Origin of the sequence: Mycolicibacterium parafortuitum (assembly GCF_010725485.1) — a bacterium.
Lineage (GTDB): Bacteria > Actinomycetota > Actinomycetes > Mycobacteriales > Mycobacteriaceae > Mycobacterium.
In genome coordinates this window covers 4,534,441-4,552,496 of sequence record NZ_AP022598.1, presented here as the reverse complement: position 1 = coordinate 4,552,496, position 18,056 = coordinate 4,534,441, and the positions used below count along the sequence as shown (strand labels likewise).

Sequence of the window (18,056 nt, the reverse complement as noted above, 5' to 3'; positions counted from 1 at the left end):
TCTTCTCGGCCCGATCCGCGGACGCCGGGCATACGAGAGGAGGCCGTCATGGCCAGCACCCTGCCCGATAATCCCTCGTCGGAGCACCTGCGGAAAGAAGCGCGCACGCTTCAGCGGGCATCCACCGAGCGGCTCCCGCTGCACGTCGCTCAACTGCGGGTCGCGCGGCAGTACGGGTTCTCCGGATGGCCCGCACTGGTGCGGTATCTGGATCTCGTCGCCGACCTCGCGGTCGACCCGTCGTCCGTGTCCGAGGCGCGGCTTGCCGACGCGGACCGGTTCTGCGCGCTCGCCGTGCTGCAGTACACCGACCGCGATGCGCCGCCACGGTGGGAGTCGGCCGCGCAGAGCCTGCAGGACGAGCCGGATCTGGCCGACACGCACATATGGGCCGCCGCAGCCGCCGGCGATCCAGAAGCGTTGGCGCGTCACCTCGATCGTGGTGTCGCGGCGGATGCGACGGGCGGCCCCTACGGATGGCCGCCACTGCTCTATCTGTGCTACACGCGGGCCGCGATTGAGCGACGCTCGCGGAGCGAATCAACAACCGATCAGATGTGCGCTACGGCAACAGTTCTGCTCGACGCCGGCGCCGACCCGAATGCCGGCTATCTGTGGCGGGGCATGGCGACGCCGTTCACCGCGCTCACCGGAGTGTTGGGGGAGGGCTAGCTGGGGCCGCGTCGGCAACCTCGGCATCCGGCGGCGAACAAGCTGGCTGAGTTGCTGCTGCGCCGCGGCGCCCATCCCGTCGACCACCAGGCGCTGTACAACCGAATGTTCCGCCCCGACGACTCTCATCTCGAGCTGCTGTTCGCGCACGGGCTGGCCGACGCCGGACCGAGTCCCTGGGAGCGCAAGCTCGCCGAAGCCATGGAATCCAGGGCGCAGATGTGGCGGCGGCAGGTGGACTGGGCGGCCGAACACGGCTTCGTGCGGCGTCTGGATCTGCTGGCCCGAAACGGCGTCGACACGTCCGGGGTCACGCCGGTGCTGCCACGAATCCCCGATGACGTCAACGCTTTCGATGAGCAGGGGGCAACCCCGTTGCACCACGCGGCGTGGGACGGCGACCTCGAGCTGATCCGCCGGTTGCTCGACCGCGGCGCGGACCCGTCGCTTGTCGATATGAGATTCAAAGCGACAGCCCAGGGTTGGGCCGAGCATGCGTATCAGACCGAAGCCGCCGATCTGTTGCGATCCGTGATCGGTTGAGCCAGCCGCCGCGCCGGTTTCGTTGTACTCTCCGGCCATGCCCACCATCACCACCAAAGACGGCGTCGAGATCTTCTACAAGGACTGGGGATCCGGACAGCCGCTCGTCTTCAGCCACGGCTGGCCGCTGTCGTCCGACGACTGGGACGCGCAGCTGATGTTCTTTCTTGCGCAGGGGTACCGCGTCGTGGCTCACGACCGCAGAGGGCACGGACGGTCCAGTCAGGTCGCCGACGGACACGACATGGACCATTACGCAGACGATCTCGCCGCGGTGGTGGAGCACCTCGACCTCCGTGACGCCGTGCACATCGGACACTCCACCGGAGGTGGGGAGGTGGTGCGGTACCTGTCGCGCCACGGTGAGGGTCGCGCGGCCAAGGCGGTGCTGATCGCTGCGGTTCCGCCGTTGATGGTCCAGACCGAGAGCAATCCGGGCGGCCTGCCGAAGTCGGTGTTCGACGGTTTTCAGGAATTGGTGGCGACCAACCGCGCCGGATTCTTTCGCGAGCTCCCCGAAGGTCCGTTCTACGGGTTCAACCGCGACGGCGTCGAACCGGTCGAGGGAATCATCGCGAACTGGTGGCGCCAAGGTATGCAGGGTGCAGCGAAGGCGCACTACGACGGGATCGTCGCGTTCTCGCAGACCGACTTCACCGAGGATCTGAAGAAGATCCAGTTGCCGGTGTTGGTGATGCACGGCGACGACGATCAGATCGTGCCCTATGCGGCCGCCGGACCACGGTCCGCAGAGCTGCTGCCGAACGGAATCCTGAAGACCTACAAGGGATTCCCGCACGGAATGCCGACAACGCACGCCGACGTGGTCAATGCCGACATCCTGGAGTTCCTGCGCTCCTGACGTCCGCCGGGGGTGGCAGCGGACCTCGACGATCCGTAGCGGCGGTCAGCGGCTGCGTTCGATGGCCTCCTGCTTGATGCGATCGAACTGTGCACCCATCGCGTCGGCGACGGCCTTTGCTCCCGACAGCGGGCGGACCATCACCATCAGATCGTCGATCAGGCCTTCCTCGTCAACGTGGATGAAGTCGCAGCCGGTGATCTTCTTGCCCGATACGGTCGCCTCGAAGATCAGGGCCGAATCGCAGCCGTTCGCATCGTTGATCTCACGCAAATAGCGGAAGTCCTCGAATACCCGCATCACCCCGCGCAGGATGGCCGCGGTGATCGGCTTGCCCTCGTACGGGGTGAACGCGACAGGGCTGGTGAAGACCACGTTGTCGGACAGCAGCGCCTCGATCCCAGCCTCGTCGCGAGCCTCTACGGCTTTCCGGAATGACTGCATCGGTGGACCTCGTTTCTGCCTCGCGGCGTCCTGCCGCGCCGCCAGTAGAGAACGGTAGCGCTCTTCGCGACGCCGCCGAGGGGCAGGTGCGACATACGCGAGGTCGGGCCGGCGATGGGTGTCGGTGGTGGCCCTTGACACCATCGGCGCTTCGCAATCCCAGCCGGGTGACCGGTCCAACTCTGCGCTGGCATAAGGGTTTCCGGGAGCACGTCGTGCAAGCAGCTGAGCCGCTCGACGGGCCGTGTGTCGCGCTCACCGCGGCGGTGACGTCGCTCGCACTCAAGCTCGCGCGGGTTTTGGTCCCCGCCGCGATGGCTACTGGTGTGTCATGCTGTTTGACGCCCCACGGATCGCGACCGACGAGCGGCTCATCGAGGAGGACCGATGACCGAACCTGAACTGCCGGTGACCGACTACGACCAACTGACGCTCGGCGACCTGCAGCATCGGCTTCGGGCCCTCGACGAGGACCAGCTCAACACCGTGTTGACCTACGAGGCCGGCCACGCGGCGCGGGTGCCGGTACTGCAGATTCTCGAAGCCCGCCTGCGCGAACTTCAGTCGGGTGCCGAACCGTCGCCGGGGGACCCGAGCCGTGCCCCGGCTGTCGACGGTCCCGAGGACCGTTCCTAGGCCGTCGCTGTCAGACAGAAGCCTCGTCATCGGTGCGGCGTTCTGCGATCGCTGCCAGCCGCCAGGTGGTCTCGCGATTGCGCGGGAACACCCCGGCGAGCGCGATGCGGTCGGGGAGCCATGTCATCGGGGCCGACGCAGGCACCTCGGCCATCTCGATCAGGCAGCCGCCGTCGTCGAGGTCGTGCAGCCGCAACGTGATGCGGGCCTTGCCGAACGGGCGACCGTTCGCGACCAGGACGAGCTCATGTTCGGGGATGCAGGACTCGACGACGGTGCTGTCGTTGATGAGGGCCGGCCACACCCCGATGGAGTGGTGGATGGTGCTTCCCGGGGCGGGCCAGTCCGGGTCCACGGCGCGCATCCGACTGTTACCCACCACCCACTGGGAGTACGTCCAGCCGTCTGCCAAGACCGCCCAGACCCGCTGCCGGGACGCCTTCGTCTCCCGGCGCACGATCGGTGAGCTGGTGATCTCATGAGGTTCTGTCACGGGGAGCGGCTACCCTTCCCGGCGCCGGACAAACCGGAGGCCGGTTTCCAGGAGGTGCGATCGCATGCCCAAGTCCGGCGGGTGGCGCGGCGACCCGATCTGGCTGGCCGAGGTTCTGCGCGCCGAGGGGATCGACGTCGTCGAGTTTCCGGGCTGGCGGCGCCGCGGGCACGGGGTGTTCAAAGACGTCCGCGGCGTCATGGTGCACCACACCGGGTCGAACACCGCCACCGCGGAGTCCATCGCCGACGGCCGGCCCGACCTGTCGGGCCCGCTGTCGCAACTGCACCTCGCCCGCGACGGGACGGTGACGGTCGTGGCCGCCGGTGTCGCCTGGCATGCCGGCGTCGGGAGGCATCCGTGGTTGCCCGCGAACATGGGGAATTGGCACACAATCGGGATCGAATGCGCCAACTCCGGGACGAGTCCGACGGCGCCGCATCGGCGCAACTGGCCCGATGCGCAGTACGACGCGCTCGTCGCCGCCTGCGCCGCGATCTGCCGGCGTCTCGGCTACCCCGCGGAGCGCACCATCGGCCACAGGGAGTACGCGGGCCGGGCCCAGGGCAAATGGGACCCCGGTGCCATCGACATGGATGAGCTGCGACGCGACGTCGCGGTGCGGATCGGCGTGGTCCCGGATGGTGAGCACAGCGCCATGCTGCTGTTTCGGGGGTCGACCGGTCCGCAGGTCGCCGAGCTGCAGCGGCGCCTGAAACAGGCTTACGCCGCGTATGCGGGTCACCTTCGCATCGATGGGGTGTTCGGTGCGCAGACCGAGGCCGCGGTCCGTGAGTTCCAGCGTCGCACACCAGGACTGGCGGTGGACGGCATCGTGGGTCCGGCCACCGCGGACGCACTGCGGCTGCGCATGGTCAACCGGCCCGAATGACCGAGGTCGATTCCGCAGCCGATTGGCGATTACTGACTGTAACGACAATTAACTGTGCGACACTGTATCGATCCTGGGACAGACGGGGGACGGTCTTGATCAACCACACCACCGGCCTCTCCGTGGTGCGCGACCCTGCTCGCCGGCGGCACGGCTCCCGCCGCGACCCGGCGATCGACGAGGCCGTCCTGGAGGCCACCCGCAAACTGCTCGTCACCCGCGGGTACTCGGCGACCTCGATCGACCTGATCGCTGCCACGGCCAGGGTCAGCAGACCGGCGATCTACCGGCGCTGGCGTTCGAAGGCCCACCTCATCCACGAGGCCGCGTTTCCCGATCCCGGGACCTCTGCGTGCGAGGACGACATGGCCTCGGAGATCACCCGCCTCTGCCGCGGGGCGCTGATGCTGTACGCCGATCCTGTTGCCCGGGAAGCGATTCCCGGCCTGCTACATGATCTGCGACTGGAACCGGCGATGCGCAGGCTGATCGACGACAGGCTGGAGGCGGCGGCGCGGCGGCAGTTGGCCGGGCAACTGCGCCACGGTGAAACCGACGGGACCGTGCGTGCGGGCGTCGACGCCGACACCGTGATGGACGTGATCGCGGGCGCGGCGTGGTACGCCGTGGTGGTGCGCAGGGAGGCCGATCTGGAGGCCGCGGCGGCTCAGCTGGCCGACCTGGTGCTGCGCGGTGTCCTCACCCGGCAGGCACACGCCGACGGTTAGAGCCGACCCACCTGCCGCAGACCCTCGAGGGTGTCGGCGATCGTCTCGGCGGGATCGCGCCAGGTGAGTCCGAAATCGCGTTGGCTCGGGGTGTCATCGGACTCGGGCATCTGGGTGTAGTACTGCATCGCCGCGGAGTTGATCGGCGTCTCGAACGGCAGGTACGGGCCCACTACGTCCAACAGTCGCCCCGCACTGCGCAGCGCGACATCGGGGACGGGGTAGACCAGGATGGACTGGTCTGCGGCGGTGCCGATCATCGTCGCGAGTTCCGAGACCGAAACCCGCTGCCCGCCCGCCATGTACCGGCGAGGACCGCGGCCGGGCTCGAGCAGGGCCACGTGCAGCGCGGCGAGGTCGCGGACGTCGATGACCACCCAGCCCGCGCCGCGGCCCGGAACGCCGCGCATCTTCACCGACGCCTCGACACCGTCGGCCGCTTCGCCGAACTGGTCACCGGCCGGCGGCCCGAGCACCATGCCCGGGTAGGTGATGTTCACCGGTGCGCCGCCGTCCTGCAGTCCGCGCGCATAGGCCTCGACGGCAGCCTTCGACCTGCCGTAGCCGTCGCTGCCGCCCACCACCGGCAGGTCGGCGTGCAGCACGTCGAGGTCGGGGCGGAACAGCGCGGTGAAGCTCGACACGTGGACGACAGGATCGATCCCCGCCCGTACCGCGCCCCCGAGGATGTTGCGCGCACCCTCCAGATTGGTGTGCAGCATCTCGTCCGCCCGACTCGGGTCGGTGGAAACCATTGCCGCGCAGTGGATTACCGCGTCACAGCCGTCCAGGGCCGCAGCGGTGGTCTCGCTGTCGGCGATGTCGCCGATCACGTGGTCGCTGATGTCGGCGCCGATCTGGGCGGCGCTGGTGGTCAGCCGGTCAGGGTTGCGAACAAGAAACCGGACCTCGTGACCGGCGTCCTGGGCGGCCTTCGCCGTCCACGCGCCGACGAACCCCGTACCTCCGGTGATCAGTACCTTCATCTGCCCTCCGTAGATGCCGAGTCGCAGGCTACCCGCAGTTGACGGCCGTTAACCACGGCGTCAGCCGGATTTTCTGACAACAGTCAACTTTTAGGGTGGTTGTGATCGCGGCCACGCGGGCGTTGCTATACCTTGACCGGGTGAGCTCCACGACACCTCCGCGATTGATCGAACGCCCCGCTGATCTGACCCCCGAATGGCTGACCTCCGTGATCGGAGAGGGGCCGGTCGTCAGCTTCACCACCGATCGCATCGGCACCGGGCAGATGAGCGAGTGCTACCGCGTCGAGCTGCGCTACGCCGACGGTGCGACCGGTCCCGCGTCGGTCGTGCTCAAGGTCGCCGCGGCCGAACCGAGCAGCCGCCAGACCGGGCTGGCCATGGGGCTCTACGAACGCGAGGTGCGCTTCTACACCGATATCGCCCCCGGCCTCGACGGTCCGGTCGCACCGTGCCACCACGCCGCCTACGACCCTGACACCGGCGCGTTCGACCTGCTGCTCGCCGATGCTGCACCGGCCACCGTCGGTGACGAGATCCACGGCGCGACAGCGGAACAGGCGAAGCTGGCGATGACCCAACTGGGCCTGGTGCACGGTCCGCTGCTGGGCAACGAGGCGCTCGAAGGCGCGGACTGGATCAACCGGGAGTCGCCGGTCAACCAGGGCTTGGTGGCTGCGCTGTACGCCGGCTACATCGAGCGCTACCGGGACCAGATCGCCCCGGAACACGTCGAGGTGTGCGAGCGACTGGTGGAGTCGTTCGACGCGTACATGGCCGCCGAGGATGCCGCCGGCTCCCCGCGCGGGCTGGTCCACGGTGATTTCCGGCTGGACAACATGCTGTTCGGACACGACGGGTCCGACCGGCCGCTGACGGCCGTGGACTGGCAGACCGTGACGTGGGGACCGGCATTCACCGACGTCGCATACTTCCTCGGCGGATCGTTGCCGATCGAGGTGCGCCGCGCCCACTACGACGCGCTGCTGGCGGCCTACCACCAGGCGCTGGGACCGGACTGCGCAGTGTCGATCGACGACGTGCGCGACGGGGTGCGCCGCCAGAGCTTCTTCGGTGTCCTGATGTCGATCGTGTCCCCGATGCTCGTCGGGCGCACCGAGCGCGGCGACGAGATGTTCATGGCGATGATCGCCCGGCACTGCCAGCACGTCCTCGACACCGATGCGCTGGCCATCCTGCCCGAACCGACGGTCCCGGAGCCGTTGCGGCCCGACGCCGACGATGAGGGGCGGCATGAGCCCACGGACGAGGCGCTGTGGAGTGAGAGCTGGTACTTCGACTTCGTCGACCCGGCACAGGGCGTCGGTGGGTGGATCCGGTTGGGACTGATCCCGAATCAGCGGCACACATGGATCAACGGGCTGTTGTGCGGGCCCGGGCTGCCGACGATCGCGGTGCTGGACTTCCAGGCCCCGCCGGCTGACGATCACACCCGGGTCGTTTCGGACGGCATCGAGCTGACCCAGGACGCCACCGAACCGCTGAAAACCTATCGGGTGACGCTGCGCGGACGCGGTCAGGCCTACGACGACCCGGCGGGGCTGCTGCGCGGTGAGACCGGTCGGCCCGTCGACCTCACGATGGACCTGACCTGGACCAGCGTCGGGGCGCCCTATCTGTACCGGGTGTCGCCGCGCTATGAGATCCCGTGCACGGTCTCCGGCACGGTGACCGCGGACGGGCACAGCTACGAGTTCACCGACTCGGCGGGCCAGCGTGACCACTCCTGGGCCGCGCGGGACTGGTGGGGGATGGACTGGGTGTGGAGCGCGTTCCACCTCGACGACGGCACCCACATCCACGGCGTCGAGATCCTGATCCCGGGAGCGCCGCCGCTGTCCGTGGGCTACGTGCAGCGCGCCGGGGAGCCGCTCGTCGAGCTGACCACGGTGAAGACGCAAACCACGTTCACGGACAACGACTTACCGCAGTCGGCGACACTCGACTTCGCGCCGGGCGGCATCTCGGCGACCATCGACGTGCGTGGCCAGGCGCCGGTTCTGCTCACCTCGGCGGAGGGGCGGGTCAGCCAGTTCCCGCGGGCGTGGGGGAGCGTCACGACCGCCGACGGCCGCACCGGGACCGGCTGGATCGAATGGAACCGCAACCAGGGTTAGTCGATCGCCTGCTCGTGGTGGTTCCACGGCGTGCCCGCCACCGTCGCCGGTGACGGCAACCGCGACTCACTCAGCGGCGGCACCGCTTTCAGCAACGGATTGCGGTCACGCAGCGCGCCGGAGGTGCGTCCGCGGCCCCATCCGACGAGCTCGCGGTAGCCGCCGAACAACCCGGCCCGGGACACCTCGTCCTCGTCGGTGTGCGGACTCTCCGGGCCGGCGGGCGCCGAGATGGGGGAGACGTACAGCGCATCGACCGGGCAGTAGGCCTCGCACATGAAGCAGGTCTGGCAGTCCGACTGGCGGGCGATGACGGGGATCCCGTCCTCGCCGCGCTGGAACACGTCGGTCGGGCACACCTTGATGCACACGTCGCACGCGATGCATGCTTCGGTGCTGACGATCTCGATCACGCCACCGCCTCCGAGGAGATCAGTTGGGGCAGTACAGGGTCCGGGGAAGTCCAGAGGTCGTCGAGGCCGCCAACCAGGATGCGGTGGGTAAGCCTGTCGTCTTGGTCGGGTAGGTCCTCGCGACGGTGAATGCCCCGGGTCTCGGTGCGTGTCAGCGAGGCCGCGGTGATCCACCGGGCCGCGGCGACCAGCGCGACGGCCTGTCGCGGTTTGTATGCATCCCGCGGCGGCACCGGGGCGAGCCCGGCCGAGATGTCCCTCCACAGCGCCTCCAGCGCCGCCGCGGACTCGGTGAGCCGGTCGCCGGATTTCCGGTGGCTGCGGTTCGGCGGCAGGATGTGGTCCTGCGCGGTGCGGACCACCTCGTCGACGGTCGGAGCGCCGTGGGGTCCGGGTCGCAGGCCGAGTCGGTCGTGCTCGACGAGCTCACCGCCGGTCTCCCGGCGCCGGCTGTACTCGGCGGCGCCACGCCCGGCCAAGGAACCGGACGCGATGGCCCACGAGCCGTTGTGGCTGCCGCCGCCGCTGATCGCCCCGGTGATCAGCTCGCGGGTGGCCGCGTCGCCGGCGGCGAACAACCCGGGCACGGTGGTGGCGCAGTCGGCGCCGGTGAGCCGCAGACCGCCGGTGCCGCGCACTGAGCCCTCGTAGACCATCCGCAGCGGATAGGCCGTCACGAACGGGTCGATGCCCGCCTTGTCCAGCGGCAGGAAGTAGTTCGGCTGCGCGTCGCGCATCGTCTGCCGGATGTGCTCGGGGGCGCGATCCAGCCGCGCGAACACCCGTTTGCCCTGAGCCAGGGCCCGTTGCGCGTCCTGGCGTCCGGCCAGCCCGCGCTCGGTCGGAAACGGCCGGCCCTGCTCGTCGTAGAAACTGGCCCACTGCAGCATGCGGCCCTTGGTATGGGTGCCCCATTCCGGCGCCAACGCGTAGGCGGTGCTGAACTCCATGCCGGACAGGTGAGCTCCGACCTCGGCGGCCATCAGGAGCCCGTCACCGGTGTCGACGTTGGTGCCGAACGACCCGGACAGGAACGCGGTGCCACCGGTGGCGAGAACCACCGCGCCCGCCGCGATGCGCCACGGCCGCCCGCCGTCCTGACGGGCGATCCCGGTGGCGCCGTTGACGACTCCGTCGCCGTCGGTGGTCAGCGCGGTGGCCGGGTGGTGGTCGAGAATCCGTACCCCGCTGCGGTGGGCCTTGCGGCGCATCCGGCGCATGTACTCAGGGCCCTGCAGGCTGCTGCGTAGCTGGCGCCCGTCGTCATCGACCGGGAATGGATATCCCCACGACGCGAGCTGTTCGACGCGATCCCATGACGCGGACAGCACCCGCGCCATCCAGTCGGCGTCGGTCAGACCGCCTGCGGCGGCCTCTCGCTCGCGCATCGACTCGTCGCGGCGCCGGCCGGGTGGGATCAACCACAGGTTGTTGCCGCCGGCGGCGGTGGCCCCGCTGGTGCCGCAATAACCTTTGTCCACCAACGTGACCCGGCTGCCCGTCTCGGCGGCCGCGATCGCGGCCCAGGTGGCTGCCGGGCCGCCGCCGAGCACCAGGACGTCTGTGTGCTGTGTGTCGACGTCACCGGCTCCGGTCATGCCCGACCTCCTCCTGCACCCCCAGTTCGGCCAGCAGAATGCGGCGCAGCTCGTCGAATCCGTCGTCGCCGCGGCTGCGCGGGAACGGTAGATCGACGTCGCGGTTCAGCGACACCTTGCCGTCGGACAGCACTACCACCCGGTCGGCGAGCAGGATTGCCTCGTCGACGTCGTGGGTGACGTGCAGGACCGCCATATGCCTGCGCGACCACAGATCGTGGAGCAGGCGATACATCTTGAGCCGGGTCAACGCGTCGAGCGCCCCGAACGGCTCATCCAGCAACAACAGGTCGGGTTCGCGCACCAGCGCACGGGCCAGCGAAACACGTTGGGCCTCACCGCCTGACAGCGACAGCGGCCACGCGCGGGCCTTGTCGGCGAGCCCGACCTCCTCGAGCGCCGCCTGCCCGCGGGCGGCCCGGCCCGGGGCATCCGGCCCGCCGTCGGGCAGCGCGAACGTGACGTTGGCCAGCGCGCGGCGCCAGGGCAACAGGCGTGGATTCTGGAAGACGACCGCACGCGAGCGCGGCACGATCACCGACCCCTCGGCCTGGCCGTCGAGACCGGCGAGGATGCGCAGCAGCGTGCTCTTGCCGGAACCGGAACGGCCCAGCATCGCGACGAACTCGCCGTCGGCGATGTGCAGGTCGAGATCGTCGAGGACCTGCTGGGCGCCGAACGAGCGACGCAGGCCGCGGACCGAGACCACCGCGGCACTCATACCGTTGCCTCGAATCCGGCAAAACCGTTGCGCCACGACAGCAGAACCCGCTCCAGCAGCCGGACCAACGCATAGGAGGCGAGCCCGAGCACCGCGTAGATGACGATCACCAGCAGCGAGACGTCGAACTGCAGATTGGTCTGGGCGCGGGACATCAGGAATCCGATTCCCTCGGTGGTGTTGATCATCTCGGCGAAGATCAGGCTCAGCCACGCGCTGGACAGTCCGAGGCGCAGGCCGATCAGGAAGTTCGGCATCGCGCCGGGCAGGATCACCTGGGTGATCAGCGTAAAGCGCCGCGCCTCCAATGTCTGCGCCATCTCCACCAGCTGCTGGTCCACACCGCGGATGCCGGAATAGGTGTTGATGTAGATCGCGATCGCGACGCCGAGGGTGATCAGCACGATCTTGGGTCCCTCGCCGATACCCATCCAGATGATGAGCAGCGGGGTCAGCGCGAAGTTCGGGACGGCCTTGAGGATCTGCATGCTCCAATCCAGGAGGTCCTCACCGGTGCGGGTCAACCCGGCGAGGACCGCCAGCACCACGCCCAGCGTGATCCCCAGGACGGTGCCGATCAACACCCGGGCGGTCGAGGTACCCACGTGCAGCGCCAGCTGACCGTCGGTCAGCAGACGCCACGCGGTGACCGCCACGTCCGACGGCGGCGGGAACAGGTCCTCGTTGAGCAACCCGGTGGCCGAGCCGATGCCCCACGCGGCCAGGATCAGCACCGGGCTGACCATGCGGCGCACCGGGCGCGGGATCCGGGCCCAGAGTCCGCGGCTGCGGCCGCTTTTGGCGACGACGTCGACGAGCTCCGGGGCGGCGGGGGCCACGGGACGTCGCTGCGCGGCGATCGCGGTCACGACGTGGCTCCGGCCCACTCGCGCACGTCGAACGAATTCTCCAGGGACCCGTCGGCCGCCAGGAAATCGTAGGCGGCCTGCAGCTGGTCGACTCCTTCGGTCGGGAACGGTTCGGTGTTGAACTCGTCGGGCCGGGTGGATTCCTTGACGAATTCGAGCTCGGTGCCGTCGGTTTGGGCGACCCACTGGGCGTACGCGTCGAAGTTGTCCTGGATGTCCCGGTTGACGGCGGTGACCGCCGAGCGCCATGCATCGGCGAATCCGGGGTGCTCGTCGAGGAAGGGGGTCAGCGCGATGTTGGTGCCTGTACTGCCCATGCCGTGTCGGCCCAGGCTGTCGATGATGGGGAAGCCCTTGTGCGCCAACTCGATCGCACTGGCCCCGGTCACGACCGTGGCGTCGATCTGGCCGGAGCTGAGGCCGGCGATCGATTCGGGGGTCGGGACATCGCGCACCTGGATCTTGCCGGCCAGTCCGGCAGCGTCGATGAGCTGCCTGGCCGCCCTGTCGCGGATGGTGCCCTGCGGTGCGGTCACCGATTTGCCGACCAGCCCCTGGATGTCCGTCGGTCCCCCTTTGGCGCCTACCAGCCACGCGTCACCGTTGATCGAGTCGAGGCTGAGCAGGACCACGTCGGGATTCTTGCTGCGTGTGCGCAGGCCGGGGTTGTCGCCGATTGCCGCGACGTCGACGGCGCCCGCGATCAGGGCCGATGCGACGTCACTACCGGACTGGAAGAACGAGTACTCGATCTTGTCGACTCCGGCCTTCTTGAGTTCGTCGGCGAGGATGCCTTGCTTGTCACCCCATCCGAGCGAGCCGGCCGGGGTGCCGGTCGGTGAGGTGGCACCGATGCGCAGCGTGTAGCCGCCGGAACCGTCGTCTCCGCTACCGCAGGCGACGGCCGTACCGAGGACAGCGAGTGTCAGGGCGGTGCGCACGAGGTGGCGGAACATGAAAAAGGGCCTCCGGGAAGTTATGCCGACGAGCACGGATCGGCACAAGTAGACCGGCACCGCCCCGGAGTGGACCACCTTTGCGCTCAGGGTGACCAGAACACCGTCGCTGCCGGGGTATGTCACCGCTCGCCCAGGAAGGTCACAGCGAATCTGCAGAGATCGCGAAGCGAATCCGCCGGCGCTCGGCGATACCGTCGAAACGGTCACCTGGCCGAGCGAGAGGACCGCCATGACGCGCACCCGAGGGATCATCACCGCAATGTCGATGGCGGGACCGGCCGCCATGCTGGCCTTTGCTCCGTTCGCCCACGCCGACCCCGCGCCGCAGGCCGTCGTTTCGCCCGCCCAGACGATTGAGAACCTTGCCCACGAGGGCTACGACGTCCAGTTCAATTGGGTGGACGGCGAACCGGCGAACCTGCCACTGGGGATGTGCACCGTGTCCGGGGTCAACTCGGCGACGAAGCCCGTCGCAACGGTGTCGATCGACTGCCCGTCCGACTCCTGACGGTCGGACGGCCTGCAGGATCACACCCGGACGTCGTGACTGGCCCGAAAAGCAAAGGCCCGGCCGTCTGAGAGACGGCCGGGCCTGCGGGATGACTGTTACTTGGGGGGCATCCGGATGCCACCGTCGACGCGGACGACTTCGGCGTTCATATACGAGTTGGTGATCAGCTCGACCACCATCGAAGCCAGTTCCTCAGGCTTGCCGAGACGGCGCGGGTAGAGAACCGACTCGCCGAGCTTGGCTTTGAACGCCTCCGAGTCGGGTCCTTCGCCGTAGATCGGTGTGTCGATCAGGCCCGGTGCGACGGTGTTCACGCGGATCCCGACGGCGGCGAGATCGCGGGCCACCGGCAGGGTCAGGCCGACGACGCCACCCTTGGACGACGAGTACGCGGCCTGGCCGATCTGGCCATCGAAGGCCGCCACGCTGGTCATGTTGACGATCGCGCCGCGCTCGCCGGACTCGGTGAGGTCGAGCCGGCTCATCGCGGTGGCCGCCAGACGGATGCAGTCGAAGGTTCCGACCAGGTTGATCGCGAGCACCTTCTTGTACGCGTCCAGGTTGTGCGCCGAGGCGAACTCGCCGTCCTTACCGATCGTGCGCTGCGCCCAACCGATTCCGGCCGAGTTGACGAGCGAACGGAGCGGCCCGAGATCGGCGGCGGTGTTCACGGCGTCTTCGATCTGGGAGGTATCGGTCACGTCGACGCTGACGTACACGCCGCCGATCTCGTGTGCGAGTTCCTGACCGCGTTCCGCCTGCAGATCGGCGATGACGACGCGGGCACCCTGGGATGCCAGCAGTCGGGCGGTCGCGGCGCCGATGCCCGAGGCACCGCCGGTGACAATTGCGCTTGTTCCATTGACGTCCACAGCGTGAGTGTAGAACAGCCGTTCGCCGAGCCGGCCGGAGGCGTCGCAGGCTGGTGGGGCTATCCGTGGCGGTGGTCGAGCTTCGCGGGCGTGGCATTGTCATACTGCGCAAACGCTTCTTCGCGGCCTTCACCGCGCGCCCACGGCAAACTGGCTCTGCGGCCAACCGTGCCGTTGGATCGTGCCGGTGATCTCGGCGCCGACACGCAGATTGGTTGAGATCGCCCGAAGGCCACACGGCGGCGATAGGTTCTAGCGTGGCAGACACCGACGGATCAGGAGGCCAACATGGGAACCGAAGGGTTGTCGGCCCGGAGCCCCCAATCGCCGATGTGCCGGACGGGCAGGCTGCGAATACTGATCGCCGCCATCCTCGTCGGACTGTTCGGGGCCGCCCTGGCACTGCCGGCCACGGCCACCGCGGAAGGCGAAACCTACACCGTCGCCACCGATACCACGTTTGCGCCGTTCGAATTCCAGAATGCCAGTGGCGACTTCGTCGGCATCGACATGGATCTGATCCGGGCGATCGCCGAGGATCAGGGCTTCAACGTCGACATCAAGCCGCTCGGCTTCGACGCCGCGCTGCAGGCCGTACAGGCCAATCAGGTCGATGGCGTCATCGCCGGTATGTCGATCACCGATGAGCGCAGGAAGGTCTTCGACTTCTCCGAACCGTACTTCGAATCCGGTATTCAGATGGCGGTGCTCGAAGACAACGAGGACATCAAGTCCTACGAGGACCTTCGCGGTAAGCGGGTATCGGTCAAGAACGGCACCCAGGGTTCGGATTTCGCGAACTCGATCAAAGACCAGTACGGCTTCGAAGTCGTGTCGTTCGCCGACTCCTCGACGATGTTCGACGAGGTGAAGACCGGGAACTCGGTGGCGGTCTTCGAGGACTACCCGGTGCTGTTGTACGGCATAGCGCAGGGCAACGGGTTCAAAACCGTGACACCGAAGGAAGATCCGACCGGATACGGGTTCGCGGTCAACAAGGGCCGCAATGCCGAACTGTTGCAGAAGTTCAACGCCGGTCTGGAGAACCTGAAGGCGCAGGGCCGCTACGACGAGATCCTGCAGACCTATCTCGGCGAGGACGCGGCGACCGGCGACGACTCCTTCTTCGGTCTGATCAAGAGCACGAGCCCGATGCTGCTGGCCGGCTTGAAGATGACGATCATCCTGACTGTCGTCTCGATCTTCTTCGCGCTGATCCTCGGTGTCATCTTCGGGCTGGCCAGGGTGTCCCGGTCGATCTGGCTACGGGCCATCGGCACCACCTTCGTCGACATCTTCCGCGGTACACCGCTTCTGGTGCAGGCGTTCTTCATCTACTTCGGCATTCCGGCGACGTTCGGGTTCCAGATGTCGGCGGTGACCGCGGGCATCATCACGCTGTCCCTCAACGCGGGCGCCTACATGACCGAGATCGTCCGCGGCGGCATCCTGTCGGTCGACAAGGGGCAGATGGAAGCCGCCCGCAGCCTGGGTATCGGTTACCTGCCAACCATGCGCAAAGTCATTCTGCCGCAGGCGGTACGAACGATGATCCCGTCGTACATCAACCAGTTCGTCATCACCCTCAAGGACACCTCGATCCTGTCGGTGCTCGGCATCGCCGAGTTGACCCAGAGCGGTCGCATCATCATCGCCGGCAACTACAAGGCGTTCGAGATGTGGTTGATCGTCGGCGTCATCTACTTCGTCGTCATCATGGCGCTGACCAAACTGTCCGACCGGCTGGAGAGGCGGCTCGTCAAATGAGTGAACTGATACCCGAAGCCGTGGCCGCCGAGCCCCCCGGCACGGTGAAGATCCGGATCGAAGGTCTGAAGAAATCATTCGGTGATCTGGTTGTGCTCGACGGTATCGACACCACCGTCACCCACGGCGAGGTGGTCTGTGTCATCGGTCCGTCGGGGTCGGGGAAGTCGACGTTGCTGCGGTGTTTGAACAAGCTGGAGGACATCACCGGCGGCAGGGTCGTCATCGACGATTTCGACCTCACCGACCCGAAGGTCGACCTCGACAAGGTGCGCCAGCACATCGGCATGGTGTTCCAGCACTTCAACCTGTTCCCGCACATGACGGTGCTGGAGAACATCACCCTCGCACCGCTGCTCACCAAGAAGATGACGAGGGCGGACGCCGAGAAGAAGGCACGCGACCTGCTCGCGCAGGTCGGGCTGGCCGAGAAGGCGGACGTGAAACCGTCGACACTCTCGGGTGGTCAGAAGCAGCGCGTCGCGATCGCCAGGGCGCTGGCGATGAATCCGTCGATCATGCTGTTCGACGAGGCCACCAGCGCGCTCGACCCGGAGATGGTGGGCGATGTGCTGGAGGTGTTACGCGCGCTGGCCGTTGCCGGGATGACCATGGTGGTGGTGACCCACGAGATGGGATTCGCCCGGGAGGTCGCGTCCCGGGTGATCTTCATGGCAGACGGTCACATCGTCGAGGAGGGGACGCCGGCCGAGATCTTCGACAACCCGAAACACCCCAGACTGCAGGAATTTCTGTCCAAGGTCCTCTGACGGTCGCGCGGTGTCTTCAGCCCGCGGTGGTCTCGATCTCCGAGAACAGCACTCGCACACCGCCGGTGGACAGCCGGCCGAGCGCCTCGAAGAAGGCGCCGGCCTCCGGGGTCTGCACGGCCGCGCTTGCCGCGTCGTAATCCGTGAAGTACAGGTCGATCATGCGGTACGCAGGCGTCGGGCTCCCATCCTCCTTCGGCCAGACCTTCGAAGCTTCCAGGCGGATGTGCCCCGGAATGCGACGGGCCGCTTCCAGTTGCTCTGATTCATAGGCCGATTCGAACGCGGCGGGATCGAGCGGGTTGTCGTAGATGGCGGTGATCTTGGTTTCAGGCATGTTCGCTCCTGGACAGTCGGGTTTCCATCGACAGGAACGCGCACATGCCGGTCAGTAATCCACGTCGCTGGCGCGGCTAGCGCGTGGCGCTTTGGATCTGGATCAGGTTGCCGCAGGTGTCGTCGAGGACGGCGGTGGTCACCGGGCCCATATCGGTGGGTTCCTGGGTGAAAGTGACGCCGAGGCCGCGCAGCCGCTCGTACTCCGCGCGCACGTCGCCGACGACGAACGCCGTGAACGGAATGCCGTCGGCGACCAGGGCGTCCTTGAACGGCCGCACGGCCGGATGCGCGTCGGGTTCGAGCACCAGTTCGGTGCCGGCCGGGTTCTCGGGCGACACGACGGTGATCCATCGGGCGTCTCCCATCGGAACGTCGTGTTTGACGAGAAATCCGAGGACGTCGGTGTAGAACCGCAGCGCCTTCTCCTGGTCGTCGACCATCACGCTGGTGTACTTGATTTTCATGCCGATCCTTCCTTCTGCGCACCGGGCTGCAACCAGCGGTCGGCGATCTCGAGCAGCGGCGCGGTGTCGAGGTAGTGGAACTTGTACCGGCCTTCGCGTCGGCTCCGGATCAGCCCGGCGTCTTCGAGCACACCGAGATGCTGCGAGGTCGCCTGGCGCGATGAGCTGATGCCGTGCTTGGTGGTCAGGCGCGCACAGATCTCGAACAGGGTCTGCCCGTCACGGTCGGTCAGTTCGTCGAGGATGGTGCGGCGGGTCGGGTCGGCAAGTGCCCTGAAGACATCGGCCGATACGGCGTGCTCCACGTCGCCGACAATAGGCAAGTGCCTGCTTGCATGTCAACCTTCGAGCCGGTCCAGGTGGCTGTATTCGTAACCTG

Annotated in this window: 20 protein-coding genes and 1 pseudogene; 9 read left to right on the top strand and 12 right to left on the bottom strand. The window is 67.6% G+C overall.

All coding sequences use genetic code 11. The features are described 5' to 3' along the window. Window positions 1-48 precede the first annotated feature (48 nt). Window positions 49-1,215: pseudogene (locus NTM_RS29070) on the top strand (ankyrin repeat domain-containing protein). Between the two features lie 37 nt (window positions 1,216-1,252). Continuing rightward, entirely contained in the window at window positions 1,253-2,077 is an 825-nt protein-coding gene (locus tag NTM_RS21545; RefSeq protein WP_163767687.1) for an alpha/beta fold hydrolase, read from the top strand. A 45-nt stretch (window positions 2,078-2,122) separates the two neighbouring features. Here NTM_RS21545 and NTM_RS21540 read toward each other — a convergent pair whose 3' ends face one another. Continuing rightward, on the bottom strand, window positions 2,123-2,521 hold the full coding sequence (locus NTM_RS21540; protein WP_163767684.1) for a nuclear transport factor 2 family protein: 399 nt from the start codon (window positions 2,519-2,521) through the stop codon (window positions 2,123-2,125). Window positions 2,522-2,908: 387 nt separating this feature from the next. Here NTM_RS21540 and NTM_RS21535 point away from each other — a divergent pair, with 387 nt between their 5' ends. Beyond that, window positions 2,909-3,157, top strand: coding sequence for a DUF8129 domain-containing protein (locus tag NTM_RS21535; RefSeq protein WP_163767681.1), 249 nt, complete (start codon window positions 2,909-2,911; stop codon window positions 3,155-3,157). A 10-nt stretch (window positions 3,158-3,167) separates the two neighbouring features. On the opposite strand, the gene NTM_RS21530 is transcribed toward NTM_RS21535, so the two are convergent. Then, window positions 3,168-3,650, bottom strand: coding sequence for an SRPBCC family protein (locus tag NTM_RS21530; protein ID WP_104861010.1), 483 nt, complete (start codon window positions 3,648-3,650; stop codon window positions 3,168-3,170). Between the two features lie 64 nt (window positions 3,651-3,714). On the opposite strand from NTM_RS21530, the gene NTM_RS21525 reads away from it, so the two are divergent. Then, window positions 3,715-4,542 carry a peptidoglycan recognition protein family protein gene (locus NTM_RS21525; protein WP_163767679.1) on the top strand — a complete coding sequence of 276 codons (828 nt, stop codon included), beginning with the start codon at window positions 3,715-3,717 and terminating at the stop codon, window positions 4,540-4,542. A gap of 95 nt (window positions 4,543-4,637) precedes the next feature. Continuing rightward, the gene (locus tag NTM_RS21520; protein WP_232079804.1) at window positions 4,638-5,270 is read left to right on the top strand and encodes a TetR/AcrR family transcriptional regulator; all 633 of its coding nucleotides are present in this window, start codon (window positions 4,638-4,640) and stop codon (window positions 5,268-5,270) included. Here NTM_RS21520 and NTM_RS21515 read toward each other — a convergent pair. After that, window positions 5,267-6,256: an NAD-dependent epimerase/dehydratase family protein gene (locus NTM_RS21515; protein WP_104861013.1), complete on the bottom strand. Its 990-nt coding sequence runs from the start codon at window positions 6,254-6,256 to the stop codon at window positions 5,267-5,269. The two genes, NTM_RS21520 and NTM_RS21515, sit on opposite strands and share 4 nt — an antisense overlap. 140 nt (window positions 6,257-6,396) lie before the next feature. Between NTM_RS21515 and NTM_RS21510 the strand changes: the two genes are divergently transcribed. Continuing rightward, a complete protein-coding gene (locus tag NTM_RS21510) occupies window positions 6,397-8,394 on the top strand; it encodes a DUF7064 domain-containing protein (RefSeq protein ID WP_163767673.1) in 1,998 nt (665 codons plus the stop codon). On the opposite strand, the gene NTM_RS21505 is transcribed toward NTM_RS21510, so the two are convergent. From NTM_RS21505 to NTM_RS21485, 5 genes are read right to left on the bottom strand one after another with little or no spacing between them, the layout of a single operon-like run. Further along, window positions 8,391-8,807, bottom strand: a complete 417-nt coding sequence (locus NTM_RS21505) for a 4Fe-4S dicluster domain-containing protein (RefSeq protein WP_104861014.1) — start codon at window positions 8,805-8,807, stop codon at window positions 8,391-8,393. The two genes, NTM_RS21510 and NTM_RS21505, sit on opposite strands and share 4 nt — an antisense overlap. Then, entirely contained in the window at window positions 8,804-10,405 is a 1,602-nt protein-coding gene (locus tag NTM_RS21500) for an FAD-binding protein (protein ID WP_163767670.1), read from the bottom strand. Before NTM_RS21500 ends, NTM_RS21505 begins: the two co-directional genes overlap by 4 nt. After that, window positions 10,389-11,126: an ABC transporter ATP-binding protein gene (locus NTM_RS21495; RefSeq protein WP_163767667.1), complete on the bottom strand. Its 738-nt coding sequence runs from the start codon at window positions 11,124-11,126 to the stop codon at window positions 10,389-10,391. The genes NTM_RS21500 and NTM_RS21495 overlap by 17 nt, the downstream gene beginning before the upstream one ends. Continuing rightward, window positions 11,123-11,995, bottom strand: coding sequence for an ABC transporter permease (locus tag NTM_RS21490; protein ID WP_163767665.1), 873 nt, complete (start codon window positions 11,993-11,995; stop codon window positions 11,123-11,125). The genes NTM_RS21495 and NTM_RS21490 overlap by 4 nt, the downstream gene beginning before the upstream one ends. Further along, window positions 11,992-12,951: an ABC transporter substrate-binding protein gene (locus tag NTM_RS21485; protein ID WP_163767662.1), complete on the bottom strand. Its 960-nt coding sequence runs from the start codon at window positions 12,949-12,951 to the stop codon at window positions 11,992-11,994. The genes NTM_RS21490 and NTM_RS21485 overlap by 4 nt, the downstream gene beginning before the upstream one ends. 232 nt (window positions 12,952-13,183) lie before the next feature. Here NTM_RS21485 and NTM_RS21480 point away from each other — a divergent pair, with 232 nt between their 5' ends. After that, on the top strand, window positions 13,184-13,462 hold the full coding sequence (locus tag NTM_RS21480) for a hypothetical protein (RefSeq protein ID WP_104861019.1): 279 nt from the start codon (window positions 13,184-13,186) through the stop codon (window positions 13,460-13,462). Window positions 13,463-13,560: 98 nt separating this feature from the next. Here NTM_RS21480 and NTM_RS21475 read toward each other — a convergent pair whose 3' ends face one another. Then, window positions 13,561-14,337, bottom strand: coding sequence for an SDR family NAD(P)-dependent oxidoreductase (locus NTM_RS21475; protein ID WP_104861020.1), 777 nt, complete (start codon window positions 14,335-14,337; stop codon window positions 13,561-13,563). A gap of 330 nt (window positions 14,338-14,667) precedes the next feature. On the opposite strand from NTM_RS21475, the gene NTM_RS21470 reads away from it, so the two are divergent. Together NTM_RS21470 and NTM_RS21465 are read left to right on the top strand one after the other, a co-directional pair. Further along, entirely contained in the window at window positions 14,668-16,104 is a 1,437-nt protein-coding gene (locus NTM_RS21470; protein WP_179964080.1) for an amino acid ABC transporter substrate-binding protein/permease, read from the top strand. Further along, window positions 16,101-16,874, top strand: a complete 774-nt coding sequence (locus NTM_RS21465; RefSeq protein WP_163767656.1) for an amino acid ABC transporter ATP-binding protein — start codon at window positions 16,101-16,103, stop codon at window positions 16,872-16,874. Before NTM_RS21470 ends, NTM_RS21465 begins: the two co-directional genes overlap by 4 nt. A 16-nt stretch (window positions 16,875-16,890) precedes the next feature. On the opposite strand, the gene NTM_RS21460 is transcribed toward NTM_RS21465, so the two are convergent. From NTM_RS21460 to NTM_RS21450, 3 genes are all read right to left on the bottom strand, one after another. Next, window positions 16,891-17,211 (bottom strand): EthD family reductase, encoded by a 321-nt coding sequence (locus NTM_RS21460; RefSeq protein WP_083143722.1) that lies wholly within the window; start codon window positions 17,209-17,211, stop codon window positions 16,891-16,893. Between the two features lie 76 nt (window positions 17,212-17,287). Then, window positions 17,288-17,677, bottom strand: a complete 390-nt coding sequence (locus NTM_RS21455) for a VOC family protein (RefSeq protein ID WP_163767653.1) — start codon at window positions 17,675-17,677, stop codon at window positions 17,288-17,290. After that, complete coding sequence (locus tag NTM_RS21450) at window positions 17,674-17,982, bottom strand: ArsR/SmtB family transcription factor (RefSeq protein ID WP_104861024.1); 309 nt, start codon at window positions 17,980-17,982, stop codon at window positions 17,674-17,676. The genes NTM_RS21455 and NTM_RS21450 overlap by 4 nt, the downstream gene beginning before the upstream one ends. Between the last annotated feature and the right edge of the window lie 74 nt (window positions 17,983-18,056).